The sequence below is a fragment of the Rhodobacter sp. genome (assembly GCA_020637515.1).
In the GTDB taxonomy this organism is placed as follows: Bacteria; Pseudomonadota; Alphaproteobacteria; order Rhodobacterales; family Rhodobacteraceae; genus Pararhodobacter.
On sequence record JACKKG010000001.1, the window covers coordinates 2,305,153 to 2,331,129 of the forward strand.

24 protein-coding genes are annotated in these 25,977 nt (G+C 69.1%); 10 read left to right on the forward strand and 14 right to left on the reverse strand.

Translation table 11 applies throughout. The features are described from left to right. Positions 1 to 26: 26 nt before the first annotated feature. The 6 genes from caiD to H6900_11375 all read right to left on the reverse strand — a co-directional run bounded on the left by caiD (position 27) and on the right by H6900_11375 (position 6,911). On the reverse strand, positions 27 to 821 hold the full coding sequence (gene caiD / locus H6900_11350; GenBank protein MCC0073871.1) for a crotonobetainyl-CoA hydratase: 795 nt from the start codon (positions 819 to 821) through the stop codon (positions 27 to 29). Continuing rightward, entirely contained in the window at positions 818 to 2,860 is a 2,043-nt protein-coding gene (locus H6900_11355) for an acetate--CoA ligase family protein (GenBank protein ID MCC0073872.1), read from the reverse strand. The genes caiD and H6900_11355 overlap by 4 nt, the downstream gene beginning before the upstream one ends. A gap of 113 nt (positions 2,861 to 2,973) precedes the next feature. After that, positions 2,974 to 4,137 (reverse strand): acyl-CoA dehydrogenase family protein, encoded by a 1,164-nt coding sequence (locus H6900_11360; protein ID MCC0073873.1) that lies wholly within the window; start codon positions 4,135 to 4,137, stop codon positions 2,974 to 2,976. A gap of 13 nt (positions 4,138 to 4,150) precedes the next feature. Next, positions 4,151 to 5,611 (reverse strand): carnitine 3-dehydrogenase, encoded by a 1,461-nt coding sequence (locus tag H6900_11365; GenBank protein MCC0073874.1) that lies wholly within the window; start codon positions 5,609 to 5,611, stop codon positions 4,151 to 4,153. 44 nt (positions 5,612 to 5,655) lie between these two features. Then, complete coding sequence (locus H6900_11370) at positions 5,656 to 6,006, reverse strand: hypothetical protein (GenBank protein ID MCC0073875.1); 351 nt, start codon at positions 6,004 to 6,006, stop codon at positions 5,656 to 5,658. Next, entirely contained in the window at positions 6,003 to 6,911 is a 909-nt protein-coding gene (locus H6900_11375; GenBank protein MCC0073876.1) for a 3-keto-5-aminohexanoate cleavage protein, read from the reverse strand. Before H6900_11375 ends, H6900_11370 begins: the two co-directional genes overlap by 4 nt. 69 nt (positions 6,912 to 6,980) lie before the next feature. On the opposite strand from H6900_11375, the gene H6900_11380 reads away from it, so the two are divergent. Then, positions 6,981 to 7,958 (forward strand): GlxA family transcriptional regulator, encoded by a 978-nt coding sequence (locus H6900_11380; protein ID MCC0073877.1) that lies wholly within the window; start codon positions 6,981 to 6,983, stop codon positions 7,956 to 7,958. A 182-nt stretch (positions 7,959 to 8,140) separates the two neighbouring features. Here H6900_11380 and H6900_11385 read toward each other — a convergent pair whose 3' ends face one another. Further along, positions 8,141 to 9,391, reverse strand: a complete 1,251-nt coding sequence (locus H6900_11385; GenBank protein MCC0073878.1) for a tyrosine--tRNA ligase — start codon at positions 9,389 to 9,391, stop codon at positions 8,141 to 8,143. A gap of 64 nt (positions 9,392 to 9,455) precedes the next feature. Between H6900_11385 and H6900_11390 the strand changes: the two genes are divergently transcribed. After that, a complete protein-coding gene (locus H6900_11390) occupies positions 9,456 to 10,541 on the forward strand; it encodes an anhydro-N-acetylmuramic acid kinase (GenBank protein MCC0073879.1) in 1,086 nt (361 codons plus the stop codon). On the opposite strand, the gene H6900_11395 is transcribed toward H6900_11390, so the two are convergent. After that, positions 10,522 to 11,790, reverse strand: a complete 1,269-nt coding sequence (locus H6900_11395; protein ID MCC0073880.1) for a glycerate kinase — start codon at positions 11,788 to 11,790, stop codon at positions 10,522 to 10,524. The genes H6900_11390 and H6900_11395 overlap by 20 nt on opposite strands. A 313-nt stretch (positions 11,791 to 12,103) precedes the next feature. On the opposite strand from H6900_11395, the gene leuA reads away from it, so the two are divergent. Beyond that, positions 12,104 to 13,777, forward strand: a complete 1,674-nt coding sequence (gene leuA, locus H6900_11400) for a 2-isopropylmalate synthase (protein MCC0073881.1) — start codon at positions 12,104 to 12,106, stop codon at positions 13,775 to 13,777. A 10-nt stretch (positions 13,778 to 13,787) separates the two neighbouring features. On the opposite strand, the gene H6900_11405 is transcribed toward leuA, so the two are convergent. Beyond that, positions 13,788 to 14,246, reverse strand: coding sequence for a GFA family protein (locus tag H6900_11405; protein MCC0073882.1), 459 nt, complete (start codon positions 14,244 to 14,246; stop codon positions 13,788 to 13,790). Positions 14,247 to 14,354: 108 nt separating this feature from the next. Here H6900_11405 and H6900_11410 point away from each other — a divergent pair, with 108 nt between their 5' ends. The 7 genes from H6900_11410 (at position 14,355) to H6900_11440 (ending at position 22,147) form a co-directional block, all read left to right on the forward strand. Further along, a complete protein-coding gene (locus tag H6900_11410; GenBank protein MCC0073883.1) occupies positions 14,355 to 15,164 on the forward strand; it encodes a helix-turn-helix domain-containing protein in 810 nt (269 codons plus the stop codon). A 95-nt stretch (positions 15,165 to 15,259) separates the two neighbouring features. Continuing rightward, the gene (accB, locus tag H6900_11415) at positions 15,260 to 15,730 is read left to right on the forward strand and encodes an acetyl-CoA carboxylase biotin carboxyl carrier protein (protein ID MCC0073884.1); all 471 of its coding nucleotides are present in this window, start codon (positions 15,260 to 15,262) and stop codon (positions 15,728 to 15,730) included. Positions 15,731 to 15,734: 4 nt separating this feature from the next. Further along, positions 15,735 to 17,093, forward strand: a complete 1,359-nt coding sequence (locus H6900_11420; GenBank protein MCC0073885.1) for an ATP-grasp domain-containing protein — start codon at positions 15,735 to 15,737, stop codon at positions 17,091 to 17,093. Next, a complete protein-coding gene (locus H6900_11425) occupies positions 17,090 to 18,553 on the forward strand; it encodes a biotin carboxyl carrier protein (protein ID MCC0073886.1) in 1,464 nt (487 codons plus the stop codon). Before H6900_11420 ends, H6900_11425 begins: the two co-directional genes overlap by 4 nt. Further along, complete coding sequence (locus tag H6900_11430) at positions 18,553 to 19,389, forward strand: HAD hydrolase-like protein (protein MCC0073887.1); 837 nt, start codon at positions 18,553 to 18,555, stop codon at positions 19,387 to 19,389. Before H6900_11425 ends, H6900_11430 begins: the two co-directional genes overlap by 1 nt. Further along, positions 19,389 to 21,377 (forward strand): acetoacetate--CoA ligase, encoded by a 1,989-nt coding sequence (locus H6900_11435; protein MCC0073888.1) that lies wholly within the window; start codon positions 19,389 to 19,391, stop codon positions 21,375 to 21,377. Before H6900_11430 ends, H6900_11435 begins: the two co-directional genes overlap by 1 nt. Then, positions 21,374 to 22,147 carry an SDR family oxidoreductase gene (locus H6900_11440; protein ID MCC0073889.1) on the forward strand — a complete coding sequence of 258 codons (774 nt, stop codon included), beginning with the start codon at positions 21,374 to 21,376 and terminating at the stop codon, positions 22,145 to 22,147. Before H6900_11435 ends, H6900_11440 begins: the two co-directional genes overlap by 4 nt. 24 nt (positions 22,148 to 22,171) lie before the next feature. On the opposite strand, the gene H6900_11445 is transcribed toward H6900_11440, so the two are convergent. From H6900_11445 to H6900_11465, 5 genes are read right to left on the reverse strand one after another with little or no spacing between them, the layout of a single operon-like run. Beyond that, positions 22,172 to 22,492: a 2Fe-2S iron-sulfur cluster binding domain-containing protein gene (locus tag H6900_11445; protein ID MCC0073890.1), complete on the reverse strand. Its 321-nt coding sequence runs from the start codon at positions 22,490 to 22,492 to the stop codon at positions 22,172 to 22,174. 8 nt (positions 22,493 to 22,500) lie between these two features. After that, positions 22,501 to 23,253, reverse strand: a complete 753-nt coding sequence (locus H6900_11450; GenBank protein ID MCC0073891.1) for an SDR family oxidoreductase — start codon at positions 23,251 to 23,253, stop codon at positions 22,501 to 22,503. Continuing rightward, positions 23,235 to 23,906, reverse strand: a complete 672-nt coding sequence (locus tag H6900_11455) for an HD domain-containing protein (protein MCC0073892.1) — start codon at positions 23,904 to 23,906, stop codon at positions 23,235 to 23,237. Before H6900_11455 ends, H6900_11450 begins: the two co-directional genes overlap by 19 nt. Next, positions 23,903 to 25,351, reverse strand: coding sequence for an aldehyde dehydrogenase family protein (locus H6900_11460; GenBank protein ID MCC0073893.1), 1,449 nt, complete (start codon positions 25,349 to 25,351; stop codon positions 23,903 to 23,905). The genes H6900_11455 and H6900_11460 overlap by 4 nt, the downstream gene beginning before the upstream one ends. Positions 25,352 to 25,363: 12 nt before the next feature. Continuing rightward, the gene (locus H6900_11465; protein ID MCC0073894.1) at positions 25,364 to 25,960 is read right to left on the reverse strand and encodes an HD domain-containing protein; all 597 of its coding nucleotides are present in this window, start codon (positions 25,958 to 25,960) and stop codon (positions 25,364 to 25,366) included. Positions 25,961 to 25,977 lie beyond the last annotated feature (17 nt).

Below are 25,977 nucleotides of genomic sequence, written 5' to 3' on the forward strand. Positions count from 1 at the left end.
GGGCTGAAAGCCGCCCGCGCGCCGCCTCAGCGACCGGTCCAGACCGGATCGCGCTTTTCGGCAAAGGCGCGTTGTCCCTCGTGCAGGTCGTCCGAGCCGTAGAGCCGGTCCACGGTGGGGAACTGCCGCTTGGTCACCCGGTTCAGCGCGTCCTGAAAGCGCATCGCCTCGGCCTCGCGCACGATTTCCTTGATCGCCGCATAGACCAGCGGCGGGCCGGATTCCAGCAACCGCGCCAGGTCCCAGGCGCGCGCCAGCAGGTCGCCGGGCGCGCAGATCTCGCGCACCAGGCCCCAGGCCTTGGCCTCGGTCGCGTCGAACCAGCGCCCGGTCAGCAGCAGGTCCATCGCGACATGATAAGGCACCCGTTTCGGCAGCTTGATCGAGGCCGCATCCGCGACCGTGCCCGAGCGGATTTCGGGCAGGGCGAAGGTGGCGGTCTCGCTGGCCACGATCAGATCCGCCGAAAGCGCCAGCTCCAGACCGCCGCCGCAGCAGATGCCGTTGATCGCGGCGATCACCGGCTTGTTGAGGTTGGGCAACTCCTGCAAGCCGCCGAACCCGCCGACGCCATAATCGCCATCGACCGCGTCACCCCCTGCGGCGGCCTTGAGATCCCAGCCAGGGCAGAAGAACTTGTCGCCCTCGGCCCGCAGGATGGCGACCCGCAGGCTGTCGTCATCGCGAAAGTCGCGGAACACAGCGCCCATGACGCGGCTGGTGGCCAGGTCGATGGCATTCGCCTTTGGCCGGTCCAGGGTCACCTCGAGAATGGCGCCCTCGCGCCGCGTCCTGATCGGGCTTTCGGTCAGATTGATCATGCGTCCCTCCAGATTACCGCATCCACCGCGACCGCACCGCTTGCCTTCAGGATCAAGGGGTTGATCTCGATCTCGGCCAGCGTCGCGTCGCGTTCCAGTGCCTCTTGCAATCGCAGCGCGACCTGCACGGCCGCTTGCGTATCGGCCTTTGGCCGTCCCCGCCAGCCGTCCAGCAACGGCCACAGGCGCAGGCGCTCCAGCGCGCCGGCGATCTCGTTCGCGCCCGCCGGCGCCACCAGCGTCACGGTATCGGCCAGAAGTTCGGCCGTCACCCCGCCCAGGCCCAGCGTCAGGGTCGCGCCATAGACCGGATCGCGCCGCAGACCGATCAGCAGTTCCGCCACGCCGCCCTCGACCATCTCTTCCAGCAGATACCCCAGGGCGCCCGGCATCGGCGGTTCGGCGGCCGGATCGCGCACCCCCAAACGCACCGCGCCGGCCTCGGTCTTGTGCACGAAACCCAGCCCTTTCAGCGCAAAGGGGCCGGTCAGTCCGGTCGGGTCCAGTTCCGAAAGCGTCATCGCACGCACCCCGCGCGGCACCGCCACGCCCAAGCCCGCCAGAATCGCCTTGGCCGCAGCCTCGTCCAGTGCCACGCGCGGACCCTCCGGTGCAGAGGGCCAGGGCCGCCAATCCGTGCGCCCGGCCGGCGTCTGGGCCGCTTTCAAGGCCTCGAGCGCGGTTTCCAGACCCATCAGCGGAACCACGCCGCGCTCCATCATCGCGATGGCGCGGGGTTCGTCGAAATTCTCGGGCAACGAGGCGACCGGAAAGGCGGGTTTGCCGGTCGCCGCTTGCGCGGCCTCGATCGCGGCCAGGGCGGGTTCGAAACTGGAGGGGTCGCAGCGGTCGGGGCGCGGCGGGTCGATGATGAAGATCCCGGCGTCGTAGCCGCCCAGCATGGTGCTGAACACCTCGGTCGTGCGCGGCCCGTCGCCCCAGATGAAGGTGTGATAATCCAACGGGTTGGCGATCGTCACCAACGGCCCCAGCGTTTCCGACAGGCGGGCCTTGCGCGCGGCGTCGGGCGGCGAGAAGGCCAGGCCCGCGCGCGCGCCCAGATCGGCCACCAGCCCCGCCTCTCCGCCCGAACACGACAGCGAACACAAGCGCGGGCCCAGATCGGGGCCATGTCCATGCATCACCTTCAGGGTCTCGATCAAGGCCCCCAGGGTCGCCACCTCGGCCACCCCGCATTGCCTGAGAAAGGCTGACGACGCCGCCCCCCCTCCGGCGAGCGAGGCAGTATGCGACGCCGCCGCCGCGCGCGACGCTTCGGTCTTTCCGGACTTTACCGCGACGATGCCCTTGCCCGCGGCCCGTGCGGCCTGCGCAATCGCGGCAAAGGCCGTCGGGTCGTCGATCCCTTCGACGTAGAGCCCCAGCGCCGTGACGCGCGGGTCGGCCAGGACGGCCTCGGCCAGATCGGCCAGGCCCACCTGCGCCGCGTTGCCCAGGCAGGCGACATAGGCCACCGGCAGACCGCGGGCCTGCATCGTCAGGTTGATGACGATGTTCGACGACTGGCTGATCAGCGCGACGCCTCGCGCGACCCGCCGACCGCCGTGCTGATCGGGCCAAAGCAGGGCCCCGTCGAGGTAGTTGATGACGCCGTAACAGTTCGGGCCCAGGATCGGCATGGAACCGGCGGCCTGCACCAGTTGCGCCTGCAACCCGGCCTCGCCCGTCTCCTCCCAGCCCGAGGCAAAGCAGATCGCCCCGCCCGCGCCCATCGCCGCAAGCTCCGCCACCACCCCGATCGTGGCGTGGCGGTTTACGCCGACGAAGACCGCGTCGGGCGGTTCGGGCAGGTCGGAAAGGCTGCGCAGGCAGGCCACGCCGCCGATGGCGTCGCGCGTCGGATGCACCGGCCAGACCGGACCCGCGAACCCCATCTTGGCGCATTGTTCGATCACGTTCGCCGCCCAGCCGGCGCCCAGAACGGCGATCGACCGCGGCCGCATCACCCGCGACAGGTCGCCCGCCCGCGCCACCGCACGGCTTGGGGCCTGGGTGCCCAAATCGTCTGTTCGCTCCATCGCCATCGCGCCTTTATCGTGCCGGACATACGCTCAGAGTGGGGGGGGGTGGGGTTTCCAAAGGGGGCGCCCTGCGTCCCCTTTGGCGGGGGGTGCGGGGGGCTGGCCCCCCGCTACCCGCCGACCGCGCGCAGCAATTCGCGCGAAATGATGTGCCGCTGGATCTCGCTCGTGCCTTCCCAGATCCGCTCGACGCGGGCGTCCCGCCAGATCCGTTCGAGAGGCAACTCGTCCATCAACCCCATACCGCCATGGATCTGGATCGCCTCGTCGGCGATCATCGCCAGCGCCTCGGTGGCTTTCAGCTTGGCCATCGCCATGTCGGCGTCGGTCACCGTGCCGGCGTCGAGCTTCCAGCCCGCCTCGAGGGTCAGCAACTCGGCCGCCTTCAGCTCCAAGGCCATGTCCGCCAGTTTGAAACTGACGCCCTGGAACTTGCCGATCTGCTGGCCGAACTGGCGGCGCTCGGAGGCCCAGGAAATGGCGTGACCGAGGGCGCGGTCGGCGCGGCCCAGGCAGGTCGCGGCCACTTGCAGCCGGGTCGCGCCCAGCCATTGGTTCGCCACCTCAAACCCCCGGTGAACCTCGCCCAGGACGTTGCGGGCGGGCACGCGGCACGCGTCGAATTCCAGCACAGCGTTGCTGTAGCCGCGATGCGACACGTTGCGATATCCCGCGCGCACCGAGAAACCGGGTGTTCCCTTGTCCACGAAAAAGGCCGTGATGCGCTTCTTTCGACCGCGCGGGGTCTCTTCCTCGCCGGTGGCCATGAAGGCGATCGTGAAGCCCGCGATATCGGCGTGGCTGATGAAATGCTTCGTGCCGTTCAGAATCCAGTCGTCACCATCGGGGCGGGCGCTGGCCGTCATGCCGCGCAGATCGCTGCCCGCGCCGGGCTCGGTCATCGCCAGGCAATCCCAGGTCTCGCCGCGGATACAGGGCATGAGATAGCGCTCGCGCTGTTCCGGCGTGCCGGCGAGAAGAATGTTCGACGGGCGCGCGACGCAGGTCCAGTGCAACGCGTAATTGGCCCGGCCAAGCTCGCGCTCATAGAGCAGCCAACTGAGTGTATCGAGCCCGGCACCCCCGACATCCTCGGGCATGTTCGCCGCGTAAAGGCCTGCATTCATGGCCTTTTTCTGGATCTCGCGAATCAATTCCAGCGGCAGGTGGCCGTCGCGTTCGACCTGGGCCTCGTGGGGGTAAAGCTCGGCCTCCACAAAGGCGCGCGTCGTATCGACGATCATCCGTTGTTCGTCGCTCAGTCCGAAATGCATGGCGCTGTCCTTGTTACCGCTGTTTCTGCCCGACGTGGCGACCGGCCGCCGCCGGGCGCGGCAGGTCCGCGTGGGCCTGCACCAGCGCAAGCAGGCGGTCCAGGACCTCGGGGGCGGCGGGGCAGGTCTTGCCGGCGGCCATATCGACGTGCAGCAGGACCTGTTCGATCGAGGCCACCTCGGTTTCGCCGCGCAGGATGCGGATGAACAGATGCATGCGCTTTTCATCCGCGCCCAGCACCTGCACCGTGCCCGTCAGCCGGTCGCCCAACTTGGCCTCGCCCCGGTGCATGATGTGGCTTTCGGCGGTGTAATAGCTGCGCCCGCCCGCGACATAGTCCATACCCGCCCCGACATAGTCGAGGAACGCGTTGGAAGCCTCTGACGACGCGAACAAATACTGACTTTCGGTCATATGGCCGTTGTAGTCGATCCAGCCGGGCAGAACCTGCATATGCGCCAGCACCAGGGGGCCCGCACCCTCCGGTGTGGGGGCGGGTTCGGCGGCGCGGCGGCGGGCGTCGTGATCGCGCAGCACCTTGCCCGCGCCCCAGTCGCGCTGTTTCAGAACCCGGAGGAACCCGATCAGGTTCTGGTCACGGATGCGTTCCAGTTCGCGGATCGAGTAGGCCCCCGATTGCGCATCCGACTGTCCCGCGATCAGGTCCACCAGGGCGTCGTTGAACTCGGGCACATCCATCAGCTTGGTCCAGGGCCAGGTCAGGCAGGGGCCGAACTGCGCCATGAAATGCTTCATGCCCGCCTCTCCGCCGGCGATGCGATAGGTCTCGAACAGGCCCATCTGCCCCCAGCGCAGTCCGAAACCCATGCGGATCGCCTCGTCGATTTCTTCGGTCGTGGCGATGCCGTCCTTGACCAGCCACAGGGCCTCGCGCCAGACCGCTTCCAGGAACCGGTCGGCGATATGGGCATCGATTTCCTTGCGGACATGCAGCGGAAACATGCCGATATCGCGCAGGATTTCCTTAGCTGTTTCAATGCTCTGCGCGTCGTTCCTGGGCGATGGGACGACCTCGGCTAGGGGCAGCAGATAGACCGGGTTGAACGGGTGCGCGACAAAGATCTGCGCGGGATTCACCGCGCCCTGTTGCAACTCGCTGGGCTTGAAACCCGAGGTCGAGGACCCCAGCAACGTGTTCGGCGCCGCCGCCTGGATCTGCGCATAGACCGCGTGTTTCAGCTCCAGCCGTTCCGAGACCGACTCCTGCACATAGTGCGCGCCTTCGACGGCCTCGGCCACGCTGGCGGCGAATGTCAGACGTCCCTCGGGCGGCATCGGCACGTCGGCCAGCGCGGGCAGCGCGGCGCGGGCGTTGGTCAGAACCTCGCCGATCTTGCGGGGGGCCTCGGGGTCGGGGTCAAAGATCGCCACATCCCAGCCCGACAGCAGGAAGCGCGCCGCCCAGCCGCCGCCGATGACGCCCCCGCCGATGATACCCGCCTTGCGTGTCATGTCCGTTCTCCCTGCGGGCGCGTGGCCCGGTGTCCGTTCGCGTGTCAATACTCGCCCCCGCTTTCGCAGCGGAGGAATTCCATCGGGGCCGATCCGCCCGGGCCGAACCAGATCCACATCCGGCCCGCGCCCAACATCACGATGCGCGGTGCGGTCCAGACCCGGCCGCCGTCGTCGCAGCGCATCACCACCTGCCAGGTCGCGGGCACGGCCAGCGCAAGGGCCGAGATCCCGTGGCAGACCGTTTCATCGACCGTGTCCGGCCCCGTATGGCGCGTCGCCTGCGCGCAGGTCGCGGCAGGGGCGCGCCAGTAGCCATCCCACGGCACCGGCCAGGTCTGCGCGAGGGCCGGCCCCGCCATCAGGATCAGGGCGACCGCCGCCAGCGCCCTCACAGCGGCGCGCGCTTTTCCAGCTTCAGCCGGGCGCGGACCTCGGCCGGGGTGATGATGCGCGCGCCCATCCCCTCGACGATGCCGACGGCGCGCTCGACGAGTTGCGCGTTGGTCGCCAGCACGCCCTTGTCCAGCCACAGGTTATCCTCGAGCCCCACGCGCACATTGCCGCCCGCCAGCACCGCGGCCGCGGCAAAGGCCATCTGGTTGCGCCCCAGGGCAAAGGCCGACCAGTGCCAATCGGCCGGCACATTGTTCACCATGGCCAGGAAGGTGTTCAGATCGTCGGGTGCGCCCCACGGCACGCCCATGCAAAGCTGCACCAGCACCGGGTCGCGGATGATCCCTTCGGCCACCAGTTGCCGGGCGAACCACAGATGCCCGGTATCAAAGGCCTCGATCTCGATCTGGACGCCCGAGTCGGTCATCCGTTGCGCCATGTCGCGCAGCATTCCGGGCGTGTTGACCATGACATAGTCTGCCTCGGCAAAGTTCATCGTGCCGCAGTCCAGGGTGCAGATCTCGGGGCGGCAATCGACGACATGGGCGACCCGTTCCGCGGCGCCCGCCATGTCGGATTTCTGCGACATGCGGTTCATCGCCTCGGTGCCGTCGAACAGCAGGTCGCCGCCCATCCCGGCGGTCAGGTTCAGCACCACGTCCGTGCCCGAATCGCGGATGCGCTCGGTCACTTCGCGGTAGAGCGCCGGGTCGCGCGACGGGGCGCCGGTTTCTGGGTCGCGGACGTGGCAATGCACGATCGCCGCGCCGGCCTTGGCCGCGTCAATGGCGCTGTCGGCGATCTGGCGGGGCGAGCGCGGCACATGGGGGCTGCGGTCCTGCGTCCCGCCCGAGCCGGTCACGGCGCAGGTGATGAAGACCTCGCGATTCATCGAAAGTGGCATGGGCGTCTCCTTTGTTGGGGGCAGAGTATCAGGGTTGAATCGCCAGAGTTGACGAAATACGAAGAACACATGGCAAATACCGAAAGCCTTTTCGCGCCCTCGTCGCAGCCCCTCGACATCGCGGTTCTGGTGCTGCCGCGGGCTTCGATTCTCGAGGTGGCGTCGGTGCTCGACCCGTTGCGCAGCGCCAACCGCCACCTCGGGCGCGAGGGGTTCCGCTGGCGGGTCATCTCGCCCGACGGCGCCGCGGTGCCCTTGACCTGCGGCATCGAACTGCCCGCGCGCGGAGGTCTGGCGGCGGCCGAGGGCGCGGATGTGCTGATCGTTGTCGCGGGCTACGCCCAGGCCGAGGTCGTGACGCGCGGCCTGCTGGCGGGATTGCGCCGCGCCGCGGGGCGGTTTCGCGCGATCGGCGGGGTCGATGCCGGGCCCTGGGTGCTGGCGCGCGCAGGCCTGCTGGACGGCCACCGCGCCACCGTCCACTGGGAAGACCTCGAGGATTTCGCGGCCGCCTTTCCGACCGTGGAGGTGGTGCCCGACCGTTTCGTGCTGTCGCGCAACCGGTTCACCGCGGGCGGCGCGGTGCCGGCCGCCGACCTGATGCTGCATCTGATCGGCACCCGCTGCGGGGCCGGTGTGGCCGGGCGCGTGGCGGATTCGTTTCTCTATGACGCACGCGCGGACGGCACGCGGCCGCAACGTCCAGGGTTGCTGCCCGGCGCGCGTGATCCGCGTCTTTCGGCGGCGCTGACGCTGATGAGCCAGCATCTCGAGGATCCCTTGCCGTTGGCCGCGGTGGCCCGCGCCCAGCGGATCGGGGCACGCCGGCTGGAACAATTGTTCCGCGACGGGTTGGGGCAGGGGCCGGGTGCGGCCTATCTGGAACTGCGCTTGCAGGCGGCGCGACGCATGATGGCAGACACGCGCCACCCAATTCAGGAGATCGCCCTGAGGTGCGGCTTTGCGGATCGGTCGAGCTTTTCGCGCGCGTTCCGCCGCCGGTTCGGCGCCTCGCCCCGGCAAGCGCGAGGCGGGCGGCCCGGCTAAAGGTCAGACATCAACGGAATCCGACGGTTCGCACTGCCGATTGCCGCAAGGGGCCGGGGCGCGCGCCAAGGGCGACGTGTCTGAGGATAACTGTCAGGCGGAACAGCCGAATTGTCGATTTTTCAGTGACCTAGGTAGGCTTTTCTGGGCATAATATTGTCAGGCAATAAATTGCCTGACAATTATTCCAGCCCCACCAGCGCGTGCCGTTTGCGTCCTGCGGTCAGTTTGATCGGCTGCGACAGATCCGATGTGTGCAGCACCAGGCCGGCGTCGCTCAAGGGTTCGTCGTTCAGGCGCGCGCCGCCCTCGGCGATCAGGCGCTTTGCATCCTTGCCGGATTTCGCCAGCCCGGTGCGCACGAAAAGTTGCACGATGGACACGCCTTCGTCGGCCTCGGTCGCGGTCAGATCGACGCGCGGCAAATCCTCGCCCGTGCCGCCCTGCTCGAACACCGCGCGCGCGGTCGCTTCGGCGGCGGCGGCGGCCTCGGCGCCATGGCACAGCGTCGTGACCGCGTTCGCCAGGATCACCTTGGCCGCGTTGATCTCGGCGCCTTGCAGCGCGCCCAGGCGGTCGCATTCCGCGACCGGCAGTTCGGTATACAGCTTCAGGAACCGGCCGACATCGGCGTCGGTGGTGTTGCGCCAGAACTGCCAGAACTCATAGGGGCTGAGCAGATCGCCGTTCAGCCAGATCGCCCCGCCTTGCGATTTGCCCATCTTGCGCCCGTCCGAGGTTGTCAGCAGCGGTGTCGTCAGGCCAAAGATGGCGTCGTCCATCACCCGGCGCGTCAGGTCGATGCCGTTGACGATGTTCCCCCACTGGTCCGATCCGCCCATCTGCAACAGGCAGCCATAGCGGCGGTGCAGTTCGAGGAAATCATAGGCTTGCAGGATCATGTAGTTGAATTCGAGGAAGCTGAGCGACTGCTCGCGGTCGATGCGCGACTTGACGCTTTCGAAGGACAACATCCGGTTGACCGAGAAATGCCGCCCGATGTCGCGCAGGAATTCCAGGTAGTTCAGCGTGTCCAGCCACTCGGCGTTGTTCAGCATGAGCGCGCCGTTGGGCGCGTCGCCATAGTCCAGATACCTGGCAAAGATGGTCTTCATGCTGGCGATGTTGTCGTCGATCGCCTGCGCGGTCAGCAACGGGCGTTCCTCGGACCGGAACGACGGGTCGCCCACCTTGGTGGTGCCGCCGCCCATCAGCGTGATCGGTTTGTGGCCGCTCTTTTGCATCCAGCGCAACAGCATGATGTTCAGCAGATGCCCCACATGCAGCGATTTCGCCGTCGCGTCATAGCCGATATAGGCCGGAACCACGCCCGCCATCAGGGCCTCGTCCAGGGATTGCAGATCGGTGCAATCGGCGAGGAAACCGCGTTCGATGATGATACGCAGGAATTCGGATTTCGGGTTGTGGTTCATTTCGCTTGTCCTCGGCGCGCGGGTCGGGCTGTCTATAGCGCGAAGGGCGCGGAAAGGGAAAGCCATGATGAAACCCGGGATGCTGCGGGTGCTGGGCACGATGTCGGGGACCTCGCTGGACGGGGTGGACGCCGCCGTGCTGGAAACCGACGGGGTCCAGGTCGCCGGGTTCGGCGAAACCGCGTATCGGCCCTATTCCGAGGCCGAGCGCGCGGTCCTGCGCGCGGCCCTGGGCGCGTGGCCGGGCGACCCTCGGGCCGAGGCCGCGGCCGAGGTTGTCGAATTGGCCCACGCCGAACTGCTGGCGGGGTTCGCGCCGGTCGATCTGGTGGGCTTCCATGGTCAGACGCTGGCGCATGATCCCGGCGGGCGGGGCACGCATCAGGCCGGCTCGGGCGAGGTGCTGGCCCAGGCGCTTGGCTGGCCCGTCGTCTGGGATTTCCGCACCGCCGACGTGCGTCTGGGCGGGCAGGGCGCCCCGCTGGCGCCGTTCTATCACCATGCGTTGGCCCTTCGGTTGGGGTTCGTGGCGCCGGTCGTGTTCCTGAACGTCGGGGGCGTGGCGAACGTCACCTGGTGCGACCCGCGCGACCCCGCACCCGAAAGGGCGTGCCTGGCCTTCGACTGTGGCCCGGGCAACGCGCCGATGGACGATCTGATGCGCGCGCGCCTGGGTCTGGCGCGCGACGAGGGCGGGGCGCTGGCCGCCCGGGGCTCGCCGGACGAGGCCCGGCTGAACGCCTTTGTCGCGCAGGGCTATTTCCGCCGCATCCCGCCGAAATCGCTGGACCGGGCGGCGCCTGCGCCCGATGTCGCGGGCCTGGACGATGCCGATGCGCTGGCGACGCTGGCGGCCGGTTGCGCAGCCGGCGTGGCGCTTGCGTTCGAACATTTCCCCGCCGCGCCCGAGCGGCTGATCGTCTGCGGCGGCGGGCGGCACAACGCCACCCTGATGCGGATGATCGCGGCCGCCTGCGACTGCCCCGTGGACCCGGTCGAGGCGCATGGCCTCGACGGTGACATGATCGAGGCCCAGGCCTTTGCCTATCTTGCGGCACGGGTCGCGCGGGGGCTGCCGACCTCGGCGCCGGGCACCACGGGGGTCGCGGCGCCGGTCGGGGGCGGGAACCTCAGCGAACCGCGGGGGTAATCAGGATCGCCCGGAAATCGTTGACATTCGTCAAGGTCGGGCCGGTCACGACCTGATCGCCCAACGCCGCGAAAAAGCGGTGCGCGTCGTTGCGCGCCAAGGCTTGCGCGGGGTCCAGCCCGGCGGCCTGCGCGCGCGCCAGCGTGTCGGGGCCGATCACGGCGCCGGCGACCTCGGCCGCGCCATCGACGCCGTCGGTGTCGCAGGCCAGCGCGTGGATGCCGGCCGCGCCGTCCAACCCCAGGGCCAGCGCCAGGCAGAATTCGGCATTTGGCCCGCCGATCCCGTCGCCCCGGCGCGTGACCGTCAATTCGCCCCCCGAAAGCAGCAGCACCGGCCGGTCACCGGGCCGCATCGCGGCCTGGATCGCCCGTGCCCGGGCCGCCTGATCGGTGGCGACGTCGCGCGCCTCGCCTTCCAGCGCGTCCCCCAGGATCCGCACCTCGCAGCCCTTCGCCAGCGCGGCGGCGGCGGCCAGCGATTGCGCCGGGGCGGCGATCACGCGGTTTTCGCAGGCGGACAGGCGCGCGTCGCCCGGGGCGATCACCCCCGAGGGGCGGCTCAGCGCGGCCTCGACGCTGGGGGGCACCGCGATGTTCCAGCGCGACAACACCGCACGGGCGTCGTCGCGGCTGGATGGGTCGCCGACGGTCGGCCCCGACCCGATAAAGACCGGGTCATCCCCAGGCACGTCCGAGATCATCAGCGCCAGCATCCGCGCGGGCCAGGCCGCCGCCGCCAGTTGGCCGCCCTTGACCCGGCTCAGATGCTTGCGGACCGTGTTCATCCGGTCGATCGGCGCGCCCGAGGCCAGCAGCGCCGCGTTCACCGCCTGTTTCTCGGCCAGCGTCACGCCCTCGGCCGGGGCGACCAGCAGCGCCGACGCCCCGCCCGAAATCAGCGCCAGCACAAAGTCGTCGGCGCCCAACCCGGCCAGCAACGCCAGTATCCGTGCCGTGGCCTCGGCCCCGGCCGCGTCGGGCACCGGATGCGCGGCTTCGACGATCTCGATCCCCTGGCAGGGGCGCGCGTAGCCATAGCGCGTGATGACCAGCCCCTCGCAGGGGCCCCAGGCGGTTTCGACGGCCTCGGCCATGCGGGCGCTGGCCTTGCCCGCGCCGATCACCACCACCCGGCCCGCCGGTTTCGGCGGCAGGTGCGCGGGGATCACCCGCATCGGGTCGGCGACGGCCACCGCCCGGTCGAACAGGGCGCGCAGGAACGCGGCGGGGCGGTGGTCTGGGGTCATGGGGCACCTCGTTTGCAACAGGATGCCCGGCCTTGGGCGCGGGTTCAACCGGGCGTGGCTTTGCGCCTTGACAGCGGGGCGCGCGGGGCGTTAGGCCTTGCCCATGAACCGCCAGATCGCCCTCGCCCTTGTGCCCCTGCGCGCCGCCCTGCTTCTTAGCGGCGGTCGACGGGTCCGTTGAGGGGGCCCCCGTCGGCCGCGCCACGACGCTCCCTCGTCCCCTGACAAGACGAATCGCGCCGCCCGGAACACGGGGACAGGCGCCTGCGGTGACGGAGAGACGCAGATGACCACCACCCCGAAAACCCACGGCATGGCCCGCGCCGCCGAGAAATACGAACCCTATCGCCGGGTCGAACTGGATGATCGCACCTGGCCTGGCCACCGCATCACCCAGGCGCCGATCTGGTGCTCGGTCGATCTGCGCGACGGCAACCAGGCGCTGGTCAACCCGATGGGCCAGGACCGCAAGGCGCGGATGCTGAAGCTGTTGCTGGACATGGGCTTCAAGGAGATCGAGATCGGCTTTCCGTCGGCCTCGGACACCGATTTCGGCTTTGCCCGCTGGGCCATCGAACAGGGCAACGTGCCCCGGGACGTGCGCATGCAGGTGCTGGTCCAGTGCCGTCCGGAACTGATCACCCGCACCTTTCAGGCGCTCGAGGGTGCGCGCAGTCCGATCGTGCATTTCTACAATTCCACCAGCGAGTTGCAGCGCCGCGTGGTGTTCGAGAAGGACGTCCCCGGAATCAAGCGCATCGCCACCGATGCGGCCAAGATGATCACCGACATGGCGGCGGCGGCGGGCGGGGATTTCCTGTTCGAATACTCGCCCGAAAGCTTTACCGGCACCGAACTCGAGGTTGCGCTGGAGATCTGCAACGCGGTGACCGAGATCGTGCAGCCCACGCCCGAGCGCAAGCTGATCCTGAACCTGCCCGCAACGGTCGAGATGTCCACGCCGAACCTCTATGCCGATGCCATCGAATGGATGTCGCGCAACCTGGACCGCCGCGAGGCGATCACCTTGTCCCTGCATCCGCACAACGACCGGGGCACCGCCGTCGCCGCCGCCGAACTGGGGTTGATGGCGGGCGCCGACCGGGTCGAGGGCACGCTCTTTGGCAATGGCGAGCGCACCGGCAACGTGGATCTGGTGACGCTGGCGCTGAACCTGTTCACGCAGGGCGTGGACCCGGGTCTCGATTGCAGCGACATTCCGCGCATCCGCGACGTCTATGAATACGCCAACGAGATGCGCGTGCCCGAACGCCACCCCTATGTCGGCGAGCTGGTCTACACCGCCTTTTCCGGTTCGCATCAGGATGCGATCAACAAGGGGATGAAGGCGCTGCGCAAGGCGAACAAGCCGCTGTGGGAAGTGCCCTATCTGCCCATCGACCCGCAGGACGTGGGCCGCAGCTACGAGGCGATCATCCGCATCAATTCGCAGTCCGGCAAGGGCGGGATCGCCTATGTCATGCAAGAGGACTTCGGCTTCAGCCTGCCGCGAGGCCTGCAAGTCGAATTCGCGCAGGACATTCAGTCGATCACCGATGCCAAGGGGGTCGAGATGACACCCCAGCAGATCCACGCCCGGTTCATGGAACGCTATGTCGAACAGAAGACCGGGCGCATCGCCTACCTGGATCACCTGACGCGGGCGGCGCCCGGCACCCAGCGCGGCCGTCGCCTGATGGAGGCGACGATCCGCGACAACGGTCAGGACCTGACCATCACGGGCGAGGGGACGGGGCCCATCGACAGCTTCATCGACGCGCTGTCGCGGCATCTGGGGATGAACTTCTCGGTCGCCAGCTACTCCGAGCATTCGATCGCTCAGGGATCGGATGCGCAGGCGGTCTGCTACATGGAACTCGACGCGCCGGGCGGCAAGGTCTGGGGCGTCGGCATCAGCAGCAACATCGTCGCCGCCTCGCTCGATGCGCTGGTGTCGGGCGTGAACCTGGCGTTGCAGCGGCGCTGAGCGCGCCGCCTCAGCCGCCGGTCAACGCGGGTTTCTCGACGATGACCGGCGCGTGGCTGCTGGAGGTGGCCGACGATTCGGTCATGCCGGTCAGCGCCACGAAGCCGGCGCGGGACCGGGTGAAAACCTCGCGCCGGATGTCATACCAGAAGCTGGGCGGATCGAAGGTTCCGCCCGCGATCCCGGTCAGGCCGGGAAAGACCTCAGGGTTCCAGAATACGGTCGTGCCGCAGTCGGGGCAGAAATGCTGCGTGAAGGCCCGGCCCGATTCGGTCTGAAAGCTGTAGGCTTTCAGCGTGCCCGCCAGCACTTCGATGGCCGCGTCGCGGAAATAGACCGACACGCCAAAGGCCGATCCGGTGCGCAACTGGCAATAGCGGCAATGGCAGACGGCGGCCTTTTCAGGCGTTCCGGTCGTCCGGTAGCGCACCGCGCCGCAGGCGCAGCCGCCCAGGTGGTGGTCAGGCATGGGGTCCTCTCTGCGTTCGGGCCCAGACTGGCGCGCCGCGTCGCCCGCCGCAAGCCCTTGCATTGGCCGCGCGCCGCGGCCTAGCCTCGGGCCGAGGCAGGAGGGGGCATGGCCGACACCGTCAAGACGATCCGGGCGCTGGCGCGTGGGCTCGAGGTGTTGCAGGTGCTGCAAACGTCGGGCGCGCTGAGCCTGCATGCGCTGCACCTGCGCACCGGTCTGCCCCGGGCGACGCTGCTGCGCATCCTCAAGACCCTGCGCGAACGCGGGCTGGTCTGGCAGCGGATGGCCGACGACGCCTATGCGCCCAGTTTCTCGCTGGCGGAACTGGCGGGGCGCATGGACCGCGACATGGCCCTGGTCGAGGTCGCTTCGCCGATCCTCGCGGCGCTCTCGGCGCGCATCCGCTGGCCTTCGGTTCTGGCGGTGCCGCGCCTCACCCATATGGAGGTGATCGAAACGAACGCCTCGCGCGCCTATTTCGACCAGATCGCGCTGGGGCCGGTCGGGTTCCGGGTGAACATGCTGCGCTCGGCCTCGGGGCGGGCCTATGTCACCTTTTGCGAGGCGCCGGTGCGTGCGGCGATCCTCGAGGCCCTGCGCGGTTCGGACCATCCCGGCGATCAGGGCGCCCGCGCGCCCGATTATGTCGCGCACCTGATGCGCGAGACCGCCGCGCAGGGCTATGGCCTGCGCGATCCCGATTTCGGCGGCGATTTCGACCGGGGCCGCGCGGCGGTGGACGACGGGCGCGAATCGCTGGCGGTGCCGATCCGGCTGGGCAGCCATGTGCCCGGCACGCTGAACATCACCTGGACGCGCCGCGTGCACAGCCGCGACAAGGGCGCGGCGCTGTTCGCCGGCCCCGTGCGCGACGCGGCCGAGGCCGTGGCCGAGGGGTTGATCGCCCGGTTCTGAAGTTTTCACCAGGTGAAAACCCGCCCCGCGCCCGATTGTCTGGGCCGGGGTGCGGGGGCACTGTCTGCGCAACGGGGGAGGGCACCATGGCGGAACTGACGCGGGCCGATATCGACGAGATCCTGAAGCTGGTGGACGGCTCGGATTTCGACGAGCTGAAGCTGGAGATGGGCGATCTGAAGCTGGAGCTGCGCCGCCGCGGGGCCGGGGCGCCCGCCACACCAGCCGCCACACCAGCCGCCACACCAGCCGCCCCAACACCCACCGCAGCCGCCGCCCGCGCGGACCGCGTGCCGGTGGTGGCGCCGGTCGTGGCCTCGGGCGGCGGGTCCGAGATCCCGGCGCCCTTGCTGGGCACCTTCTGGCACGCCCCGCGCCCCGGCGCGGCCCCGTTTGTCAAACCCGGCGACCGGGTCGAGGCCGACACCGTGATCGGCATCATCGAGGTGATGAAGCTGATGAACTCGGTCCCGGCCGGGGTCGCCGGCACGGTGCTGGAAATCGTAGCGCCGAACGGCGATCTGGTCGAACACGGCCAGACGCTGATCCGCATCCAGCCGGTCTGAACCGATGGCGCGAATCCGGCGCATCTTCATCGCCAATCGCGGCGAAATCGCCGTGCGCATCATCCGCACGGCGCGCGCGCTGGGGATCGAAACCGTGCTGGGCGTGTCCCGCGCCGACCGCGAGTCGCTGGGCGCCGCGCTGGCCACGCGCACGGTGGTGCTGGGCCCCGCGCCGTCGCGCGACAGTTACCTGCGCGTCGGCACCGTGATCGAGGCCGCCCGGGGCACCGGCTGCGACGCGGTCCATCCCGGCTATGGCTTCCTGTCGGAAAACCGTGACCTTGCGCTGGCCTGCGCAAAGGCGGGGCTGGTCTTCATCGGGCCGACGCCCGACAACCTCGGGGCGGTGGGCGACAAGCTGACGGCCCGGGCGCACGCCCTTGCGGCCCGGGTTCCCGTGGTGCCGGGCGGCACCGTCGAAACGCTGGCGGACGCGCGCGCGCTTGCCGAAAACGTCGGCTTTCCGCTGCTCATCAAGGCCGTCGCGGGCGGTGGCGGCAAGGGGATGAAACGCGTCGACTCCGCCGATGCGCTGGCCGCGCAACTGGACCTCGCCATGGCCGAGGCCGAGGCCGCCTTTGGCGATGCCCGGGTCTATCTGGAACGCTTCGTCACCGTCGGCCGCCATGTCGAGGTGCAGATCCTGTCCGATGGCGAAACGGTGCTGCACGCGGGCGAACGCGACTGTTCCGTCCAGCGCCGCTATCAGAAGGTGGTCGAGGAAGCGCCCGCGCCGCATCTGACCGAGTCGCTGCGCCGGGATCTTCTGGACGCCGCCGTCCGCTTTGCGCGGCACATCGGCTATCGGTCCCTGGGAACGGTGGAGTTCCTGGTCGATGTCCGGCGCGAGGCGTTCTATTTCCTGGAAATGAACGCGCGCGTGCAGGTCGAACACCCGGTGACCGAGGCGATCACCGGGCTCGACCTGATCGCCACGCAGATCGCCATCGCCGAGGGCACGCCGCTGGCACTGACCCAGGCCGACATCCGCCTGACCGGGCACGCCATCGAATGCCGCCTGAACGCCGAGGACCCGGCCCGCGATTTCCAGCCCTCGCCGGGACGGATCACGCAGGCCTGGTTCCCCTCGCTGCCGGGGCTGCGGGTCGATACCAATATGCAACCCGGCGCGACGATCCCGCCGTTTTATGATTCCCTGGTGGCCAAGCTCATCGCCTGGGGCGCGACGCGCCAGCAGGCCATCGACCGGATGGTGCAGGCGCTGGACGTCTGCGTGCTCGAAGGGGTGCGCACCAATGCCGGCCTGCACCGCGCCATCCTGTCCGATCCCGCGTTCCGCGCCGGCGGCGTGGACACCGGCTTTCTGGGCGGGCTGCTGCAACATCATGAGGGGCAGAAATGACCATCGATCTTGTTGATACGACCGTGCGCGACGGCAACCAGTCGAACTGGGGCGCGACCGGGCTCGATACCGGGATGATGCTGCAAATCGCCCCGGTGATGGAGCGCGTGGGCTTTCATGCCATCGACTTCCTGGCCTCGACCCACATGGGGGTCGCGGTGCGCTTCAAGAAAGAGGACCCCTGGGAACGCCTGCGCCTGATGCGCGCGGCCTGTCCGACGACGCCGCTGCAATTCCTGACCACGGGAATGCGATTCATCTCGTGGGAAGTGGCGTCCGACGAACTGATGGAATTCGCCTTTCGCCTGCTGGTGAACAACGGCATCGACCGCTTCGCCATCATGGACCCGATGAACAATGTCCCGGCGATGCTGAACATGGCGTCCCTGACCCGGCGCGCGGGCGGCAGCCGGATCGTCGCCGCGCTGACCTTCACGCTGTCGCCCCTGCACGACGACGCCCATTTCGCCGAGGCCGCGCGCGCGCTGACCGCGACGGGCCGGTTCGACCGGCTCTATCTGAAAGACCCCGGCGGGCTGGTCACGCCCGAGCGCGCGAAAACGCTGATCCCGGCGCTGAAGGCGGTGATGGGGGCGGTGCCGCTGGAATTCCACTCGCACACCACGATCGGGCTGGCGCCCTTCAGCTATCTCGAGGCCGCGCCGCTGGGCGCCGCGACGCTGCACACCTCGGCTAGGGGCGCGGCGAACGGCACCGGCCAGCCCTGGGCCGGGGCGGTGGTGTCGAACCTGCGTGACATGGGCCTGTCCGTCGATGTCGATGACGCGGCGCTGGCGCAGATGGACGCCTATTTTGCCGCGCTGGTTCAGGCCGAGGGGCTGGTGGACGGCCAGCCCGGGGAATTCGACCGCGCCTATTTCCGCCACCAGATGCCCGGCGGCATGATGGGCACGATGAAGCGCCAGTTGGCCGAGATCCGGCGCCTCGATCTGCTGCCCCGGGTGCTGGACGAGGTCGAGCAGGTGCGCGCCGAACTGGGCTATCCGATCATGGTGACGCCGTTCAGCCAGGTGGTCGGCACGATGGCCCTGATGAACGTCATGCAGGGCGAACGCTACAAGACGATCCCCGACGAGGTGACGCGGTATGTGCTGGGCCGCTTCGGTCAGCCCGCGATGCCGATGGCCCCGGATGTCGAAGCGCGCATCAGGGGGTCGAAACGCGCGCGCGAACTCGAGGACGAGCCGCACATGGCCTCGCTCGACGCCTTGCGGGCGCGGATCGGTTCCGGGTGCAGCGACGAGGAATTCCTCTTGCGCGCGGTGATGCCGGCGGATCAGGTGGACGCGATGGTCGCCGCCGGTCCCGCCCGGCGCGGCTACGATCCGACAACGCGCCCCGTGATGCATCTGATGAAGGCGCTGACGGCGCGCAAGGGCCTCGCCTCGATCAAGATCGAGAAGCCCGGGCTGAAACTGGAATTGAACGGGGGCAAGTGATGCATCCGCATACGATCAAGGCCGTGGTCTTCGACATCGACGGCACGCTGGCGATGATGGACAAGGACAGCGGCACCTACACCGCGCTGCCCGGCGCGGTCGCCGCGCTGGCGGCGTGCAAGGCGCAGGGGCTTCCCGTGGTCGCCTATACCAACGGCACCTTCTTTCCGCCGGCGCATTACTACCCGCTGCTGGCGGATGCGGGCCTGGTGCTGGCGCCGGGCCACATCCTGACCCCGGCCGCGGTCGCGGCGCGGGCGTTGGCGGCGATGGGCTACACGCGGATCATGGTGATGGGCGCCGAGGGCACCACCCGGCCCGTGCAAGAGGCCGGGATCGAGGTCGTCGCCCCGGGCCGGAACGCGCCGCAGGTGGACGCGGTGCTGCTGGGCTGGTGCAAGGATTTCAACGCCGAGCAGGTCGAATCGGTGGTGCAGGCGGTCTGGGACGGGGCCCGGCCCTTTGCCGGATCGGTCGCGCCCTATTTCGCGGGTGCGGGCGGCAAGCGGCTGCTGGGCATCTCGGGGGCCATCGCGGCGGCGCTGACCAATGCGACCGGGGTGCCGGTCACCGTGTTTGGCAAGCCCGAGCCCGCGGGCCTCGAAATCGTCGGCGCGCTCACCGGCGCACAGCCGCATGAAATGGTGATCGTGGGCGACGACCCGCGACTGGAGATCCGCATGGGCCGGCGCGCCGGCGCCCTGTGCGTCGGCGTGACCACCGGCGTGGTGGACGCGGCCGGGTTCCAGGCCGTGCCCGAGGCCGAGCGCGCGCAGATCGTGTTGCCCTCGCTCGACGGGTTCGCGGACCTGCCCTTTCTGTCGGGGGCGGCGTGATGGTGACCGAGGGCGACATCCTGTGGACCGCCTCGGCGGCGCGGCGCGAGGCGGCGCCGGTGACGCGCTTCCTGCGCTTTCTGGCCGCGCGGGGCCTGGGCTTTGACGATTACCCGGCGCTGCATGCCTGGTCGGTGCGCGATCCCGCCGCCTTCTGGTTGGCGCTGCGCGACTTTTTCGGGGTCGAGATGGAGGGCACGCTCGATCAGGTGATGACCGACGCGCCCATGCCCCGCACGCGCTGGTTCACCGGCACGGCGCTGAACTATGCCGAACAGGTGCTGCGCCACGAGGGCACGGGCGATCCCGCGCGGCCGATGCTGCACCATTGTTCCGAAACCCGGGCGCTGGCCTCGATGTCCTGGGCCGAGGTCGGCGGCGCGGTGCGCAAGCTGGCGACGCGCCTCAGGGCAATGGGGGTGGGCAAGGGGGACCGCGTCGTCGCCTACATGCCCAACATCCCCGAAACGGTGATTGCCATGTTGGCCAGTGCGGCGATCGGGGCGACCTGGGCCACCGCCGCGCCGGAATTCGGTCCGCAGACGGTGATCGACCGGTTCAGCCAGATCGAACCCAAGCTGGTTTTTGCCGTGAACGGCTATCGCTATGGCGGCAAGGATTTCGACCGCACCGCCGATCTGACGCGCATCCTGGCCGAACTTCCAACCGCCGAGCGGCTGGTTTTGCTGGACTATTTGCCCGCCGCCGCCGGCCGCCCCGCGTTTCCTGGCGAGACGCTGGACTGGGCGTCGCTGTTCACCGGCCCCGAGGTCGCGCGCGCCGACTTTCGCTACACGCGCGTGGCCTCGGATCATCCGCTGTGGACGCTGTTTTCCTCGGGCACCACGGGTTTGCCGAAACCCATCGTGCACGGCCACCACGGCATCGTGCTGGAGCACCTGAAGAACGGCGCGATGGGTTTGGACCTGGACGCCGGCGACACCTATTTCTGTTACTCGACCACCGGCTGGATGGTCTGGAACACGCTGATGACCGGCCCCTTGCTGAACGGCGCGGTCACGCTCTATGACGGCCATCCGACCTGGCCCGACGCCGGGGCGCTGTGGCGCATCATCGAGGCCACGCGCGTCAGCCATTTCGGCGTTTCGCCGACCTTCATGACCATGGTGCGCCAACAGGGCATCGTGCCCGGTCGCGACTATGACCTGAGCGCGCTACGCAGCATGTTCCTGACCGGATCGCCCGCAACCCCCGAGATCCTGGCCTGGGTGCACGCGGCGGTGAAGCAGGATCTCTTTGCCACCTCGCAATCGGGCGGAACCGAGGTCTGCTCGGGTATCCTGGCGGGGTCCGTGTTGCTGCCGGTCCGCGCGGGCGAGATCCAGTATCCCGCCCTGGCCTGCGATGCCTGCGCCTTTGACGAGGACGGCCGGCCAGTGGTGGGGACGGTGGGCGAACTGGTGATCCGCAAGCCGATGCCCTCGATGCCGCTGTTCTTCTGGGGCGACCGGGATTTCGTGCGCTACACCGACAGCTATTTCGCGACCTATCCGGGCGTTTGGCACCACGGCGACCGGGTGCGCTTCAACGACCATGGCGGCAGCGTCGTCCTGGGCCGTTCGGATGCCACGCTGAACCGCTACGGCGTGCGCATCGGCTCGGCCGAGATCTACCGCACGATGGAGTCGATCGCCGGCGTCGCCGACAGCCTGATCGTCTGTATCGAGGACGGGCAGGGGGGCTATTACATGCCGCTCTTCGTCCAGATGCAGCCGGGCGGCGTGCTGGACGACGCGCAGCGCGCCGAGATCGTGCGCCGCCTTCGGAGCGAACGCAGTCCCCGCCATGTGCCCGACGAGATCGTCGCGGTGCCCGAGATTCCGACGACGCTGACCGGCAAGAAGATGGAGGTCCCGGTGCGCAAGCTTCTGTTGGGGCAGCCCGCCGCGCGGGTGGCCAGCCGCGACGCGATGAAGAACCCCGAGGCGCTGGACTGGTTCGCAGCCTTCGCCGCGCGACGCGGATGAAGGCCGCGCGGGTCTTCGACGTCGGCGGCCGGGTCGCGCTGATTACCGGCGCGGCGCAGGGGCTGGGCCGGGCCATGGCCGCGGCGCTGGCGGATAACGGTGCGGTGCTGTGGCTTCTCGACCAGGACGACGCGGCGCTGGACCGGACGGCCCGGTCGCTGCGCGCGGGCGGCGCGGCGGTGACGGCGCGGGCTTGCGACGTGGGTGACGCGCGGGCGGTCGCGGCGGCGGTGGCGGCGCTGCTGGACCAGCACGGCCGGCTGGACATCTGCATCGCCAATGCCGGCATCAGCGATCCCGACCGTGCGCCGGTGCATGAAACCAGCGCCGCCGGCTGGCAGCGTGTTCTCGACGTGAACCTGACGGGGGTGTTCAACACCTGTAAGGCGGCCCTGGGACCGATGCGCGCGCAGCGCCGCGGCAAGATCGTCACCGTCGCGTCGATGTGGGGGCTGATCGCCCCGGCCGGCCTGCAACCGCGCCCGGCCTATGCCGCGACCAAGGCCGGGGTGGTCAACCTGACGCGCGAGATCGCGCTGCAATACGCCGCCGAGGGTATCCAGGCCAATGCCCTGTGCCCCGGCTTCTTTCGCACCGAGACCCGGCCACGCGATGCGGCGCAGGCGGCGGCGATGGCGGGCTATACGCCGATGGGACGCATCGCCGATCCGGCCGAGATCGCCGGCGCCACGCTGTTCCTGTGCTCGTCGGCGTCGGATTTCGTCACCGGCAGCACGGTGGTGATCGACGGCGGCGTCACGGCGGGGTGAACGCCGGTTCGCCGCTGGCGGGGGTCAGCGCCCGGTGGCGACCGCGAAGACCGCGCCCTCAAGGGCTTCGGTGACGGTGATCTGACAGGTCAGGCGGCTCGAGTCGCGCGGCGCGTGGGCGTTGAATTCGATCGTGTCGGCCTCGTCGATCAGCGGGTCGGGCAGCGGGCCGTTCGGGGCCTCGATCAGGTAGCAATGGCAGGTCGCGCACATGGCCGAGCCGCCGCATTCCGCGATGATCCCGGCGATTTGCGCGTCCTTGGCGGCATACATCAACGGCTCGCCCGGGGTGGCGTCGATGGTGCGCCGCGTGCCATCGGCCTGGATGAAGATGACCTTGACCATGGGATCCCTCAGATGAATTGCTTGCCACCGTCGATCACCAGCGTCTGGCCGGTGACGAAACCGGCCAACGACGAGGCGAGATAGAGCGCGCCGCCGGTGATGTCCTGAACCTCGGCGTTGCGCTTGAGCGCGGCGCGATCGACGCCGTAGCGGCGCGCGTCCTCGATCAGCCCGAGGCTGGCCTCGGTCAGGGTAAAGCCCGGCGCCAGGACGTTGACGCGCACCCCGTCGCCGCCCATCTCGCGCGCCATGGTCCGGCTCATGGCGATGAGCGCACCCTTCGAGGCGACGTAATGCATCCACAGGGGCGAGCCCGAGAACACCGTGGCCGAGGCGACGTTGACAACCGATCCCGCGCCCGAGGCGCGCAGGGCCGCCGAGGCCGCGCGGGTCATTTGCCAGACGCCCTTGACGTTGACCGCCATCACCCGGTCCCAGACGGCTTCATCGATCTCTTCGAAAGGGGCGCGTTGCAGGCCGCCGTAGAGCGCCGCGTTGTTCACCAGCACGTCGAGCCCGCCAAAGGCGGCTTCGGTCCGGGCGACCAGCGCGCGGCACGATTCGGCCCGCGTCACGTCCACCTCGGCACCGAGCACCGCGTCGCCGATCATCGCCGCGGTTTCCTCGGCCCTGGCAAGGTCGATGTCGGCGGCGATCACCCGTGCGCCGGCGTCGGCAAAGGCCGCGGCAAAGGCCCGCCCCAGCCCGCCGCCCGCGCCGGTCACGATCACCCGCTTTCCGCTCAACGCGATGTCAGCCACTGGCCCGCTCCTTCGGTCGCTGTGAATGTGGGGAATTCCGGCCCGTGGCCCAGGTAGTGCAGGATCGCCTGTTCGGCGGCAACGGCGGCGGTGTTGGCCTCGGCCAGGGCGCGGCCCGGTGCGGTCAGCATCATCGGATTCGAGCGTTCGCGCAGCATCAGCAGAACCTCGGACACCGGGACGTCATACCAGCCGGCGATGGTCCGCATCCCGTGCGGCGTGGTGCGCCAGCCCTTGTCGGCGTCCTTGAGCACTGCGTCATGGATGCTGCGCGCCTCGCGGGTGGTGTCGTGGCCATCGATGATCGCCAGCACAGCGTCGATGTCCACGCCATCCGGGCGATGGGTTTCCAGGATCGTGCGCGCGATCTCGACCGAGTGGCGCTCGTGCTCGTGCACCAGGTCCTTGCGCGAAGGATACCGGCCGATCGCCAGCAGCAGCAGGTCCTCGGGGATGCGTTTCCAGCCCACGTCATGCAGCAAGATCGCCGGCAGGACGATGCGTTCGTCGGCCTCGGGGATCTGCGCCAGCAGGCTGCGCGCCAGGCCATAGGCGACGATCGTGTGCTCGTCGTTGTTGCGCACGTCGAGATAGGGGCGCGCGTCGTGCCACAGCGGCAAGTCACGCGGCAGGATGATGTCGTCCGGGTTCACAGCGGGGACTCCCAGCTCAGATAGAGGGTCTTGTATTCCAGATAGCTTTCCACGCCATAGCGTCCTTTCTCGCGGCCCAGTCCGCTTTCCTTCATGCCGCCGAACGGGACATGGTGGCTGGACCGCTGGATGTCGTTCAGCCAGACAGAGCCGGCTTCGAAGGCTTCGCACAGCGCAAGCCCCTTGGCCAGATCGCGGGTAAAGACGAAACCGGCCAGGCCAAAGCGGCTGTCATTGGCCAGGCGCAAGGCCTCGGCGGGGCTGTCCACCGGGGCGATGCCGATCACCGGGCCAAAGGTTTCGTCCTGCATGACCGCCATGTCGGGCGTGGCGTCGGCGATCAGGGTGGGGGGCAGGAAATACCCGCCGTCAAAGCCGGGTCCCGTCGCGCGGTCTCCGCCCGTCACGATGCGCGCCCCCTTGGAGCGGGCGTCGGCCACCTGCTGCTCAGAGGTGGCGAAGATGCGCGCGTTGACCAGCGGCCCCAGATCGCCGGGCGCCCCCGCATGGGCCCCCGCCGGCGCCAGTGTCAGCGCCGAGGCCCTTGCGGCCAGTCGTTCGAGCAGCGCGGCATAGACCGGCCGTTCGACATAGAGGCGGTTCACCCGGTAGCAGAACTGGCCAGAGTTGGCGAAACCGTGGCGGACGATGGCGGCGGCGGCCTTGTCCAGATCGGCGTCGGCGCAGACGATGGCGGCGGAATGTCCGCCCAGCTCAAGCGTCAGGCGTTTCATCGTGCCGGCGGCGGCGGCGGCAATGGCCTTGCCCGCCGGGACCGACCCGGTAAAGGCGATCTTGCGCGGCACCGGATGCGCGACCAGCGCCTCGCCCAGGGCGCGCCCGCCAGTGACCACGTTGAACAGCCCCGCCGGCAGGCCCGTGTCATGGAACAGCGCGGCCAGCAGGATCGTCGAAAGCGGTGTATCCTCGGAAGGTTTGGCAACCACCGGGCAACCCGCGATCAGCGCCGCGCCCAGCTTGAACATCAACAGCGTGACCGGATAGTTGAAGGGCGTGATCGCCACCACCACGCCGACCGGATCGCGCGTCACCAGCGTGCGTTCGCCAGGCGCCGCGCCCAGCGCCATCGTCGCCTGCAGGCGCAGCCCCTCTTCGGCGTAGATGTCCAGCAGATCGGCCGAGCGCGCGATCTCGCCGATGCAGCCGTCGAGCGGCCGACCCAGTTCGCGGTTCAGCACCGCGCCGATCCGGGCCGCGTGGTCGCGCATGGCCTGGGCGCAGGCCTTCTGGATACGCACCCGTTCGGCCATCGGCACGCGTTTCCAGGTTTCAAAGGCGCGGGCGGCGGACCGGATCGCGGCATCGGCGTCGGCAGCCTCGCCCAGCGGAACGGTGTCGAAGACCGCGCCGGTTGTCGGGTCCGTCACGTCCATGACCCGGCCCGACTGCGCCGGCACCGGCTGCCCGTCGATGAACATCTGCATCACTGGCCCTCGCTACAGAACATGCGCCATCAGCAGGGCGCGGGTCTTGGCAAGCTCGGCGGTCGCCATGGCGCGGCCGGGTTCGGTTTCGAATTTGGGCAAGATCGCCTCGTTGCGGGCGCAGTTCTGGACCGGCGTTTCGCCGAACCAGTCGCAGCCCACGGCGGTGCCCGTCACCTCGTAGCGCCAGAGCTTGTCACTGTCGCGCACGATGCGGTCGTTCAGGTCGCGCGGCTCGGGGCGGGTGTCGTGGCCGTCGATGATCGCGCAGACCTGGGCGATCACCTCCTCGGACCAGCCGGTGCGGCGCAGGACCTCGGTGCCCAGGCGCACGCCTTCGGCCTCGTGCCGGTAGCGGACGTCGGATTGCAGGATGTTGGCCGAGCGGAAGCCCTGTTCGATGATGTCCTCCATGTCGATCGCCCACCAGCCGATGTCATGCAGCAAGATCGCCAGCAGACAGACATCGCGGTCGGCTTGCGGAAAATGCTCGAGCAGGCGGACGCACCAGGCAAAGGACAGCGGGATATGCACGTCGTTCTTGCGCGCGCGCATGTAGGGTTCGGCGGCGCGCCAGACGGGATCGTAGCGCGAAAGGCAATCAGACATGGTTCCGCCCCGAGAGG

Bases quoted from the DNA above. Each gene is read 5' to 3' on its own strand.
- caiD (MCC0073871.1), bottom strand. From the start codon at position 821: ATGATCAATCTGACCGAAAGCCCGATCAGGACGCGGCGCGAGGGCGCC.
- H6900_11355 (MCC0073872.1), bottom strand. From the start codon at position 2,860: ATGGAGCGAACAGACGATTTGGGCACCCAGGCCCCAAGCCGTGCGGTG.
- H6900_11360 (MCC0073873.1), bottom strand. From the start codon at position 4,137: ATGCATTTCGGACTGAGCGACGAACAACGGATGATCGTCGATACGACG.
- H6900_11365 (MCC0073874.1), bottom strand. From the start codon at position 5,611: ATGACACGCAAGGCGGGTATCATCGGCGGGGGCGTCATCGGCGGCGGC.
- H6900_11375 (MCC0073876.1), bottom strand. From the start codon at position 6,911: ATGCCACTTTCGATGAATCGCGAGGTCTTCATCACCTGCGCCGTGACC.
- H6900_11380 (MCC0073877.1), top strand. From the start codon at position 6,981: ATGGCAAATACCGAAAGCCTTTTCGCGCCCTCGTCGCAGCCCCTCGAC.
- H6900_11385 (MCC0073878.1), bottom strand. From the start codon at position 9,391: ATGAACCACAACCCGAAATCCGAATTCCTGCGTATCATCATCGAACGC.
- H6900_11390 (MCC0073879.1), top strand. From the start codon at position 9,456: ATGATGAAACCCGGGATGCTGCGGGTGCTGGGCACGATGTCGGGGACC.
- H6900_11395 (MCC0073880.1), bottom strand. From the start codon at position 11,790: ATGACCCCAGACCACCGCCCCGCCGCGTTCCTGCGCGCCCTGTTCGAC.
- leuA (MCC0073881.1), top strand. From the start codon at position 12,104: ATGGCCCGCGCCGCCGAGAAATACGAACCCTATCGCCGGGTCGAACTG.
- H6900_11405 (MCC0073882.1), bottom strand. From the start codon at position 14,246: ATGCCTGACCACCACCTGGGCGGCTGCGCCTGCGGCGCGGTGCGCTAC.
- H6900_11410 (MCC0073883.1), top strand. From the start codon at position 14,355: ATGGCCGACACCGTCAAGACGATCCGGGCGCTGGCGCGTGGGCTCGAG.
- H6900_11420 (MCC0073885.1), top strand. From the start codon at position 15,735: ATGGCGCGAATCCGGCGCATCTTCATCGCCAATCGCGGCGAAATCGCC.
- H6900_11425 (MCC0073886.1), top strand. From the start codon at position 17,090: ATGACCATCGATCTTGTTGATACGACCGTGCGCGACGGCAACCAGTCG.
- H6900_11430 (MCC0073887.1), top strand. From the start codon at position 18,553: ATGCATCCGCATACGATCAAGGCCGTGGTCTTCGACATCGACGGCACG.
- H6900_11435 (MCC0073888.1), top strand. From the start codon at position 19,389: ATGGTGACCGAGGGCGACATCCTGTGGACCGCCTCGGCGGCGCGGCGC.
- H6900_11440 (MCC0073889.1), top strand. From the start codon at position 21,374: ATGAAGGCCGCGCGGGTCTTCGACGTCGGCGGCCGGGTCGCGCTGATT.
- H6900_11445 (MCC0073890.1), bottom strand. From the start codon at position 22,492: ATGGTCAAGGTCATCTTCATCCAGGCCGATGGCACGCGGCGCACCATC.
- H6900_11460 (MCC0073893.1), bottom strand. From the start codon at position 25,351: ATGCAGATGTTCATCGACGGGCAGCCGGTGCCGGCGCAGTCGGGCCGG.
- H6900_11465 (MCC0073894.1), bottom strand. From the start codon at position 25,960: ATGTCTGATTGCCTTTCGCGCTACGATCCCGTCTGGCGCGCCGCCGAA.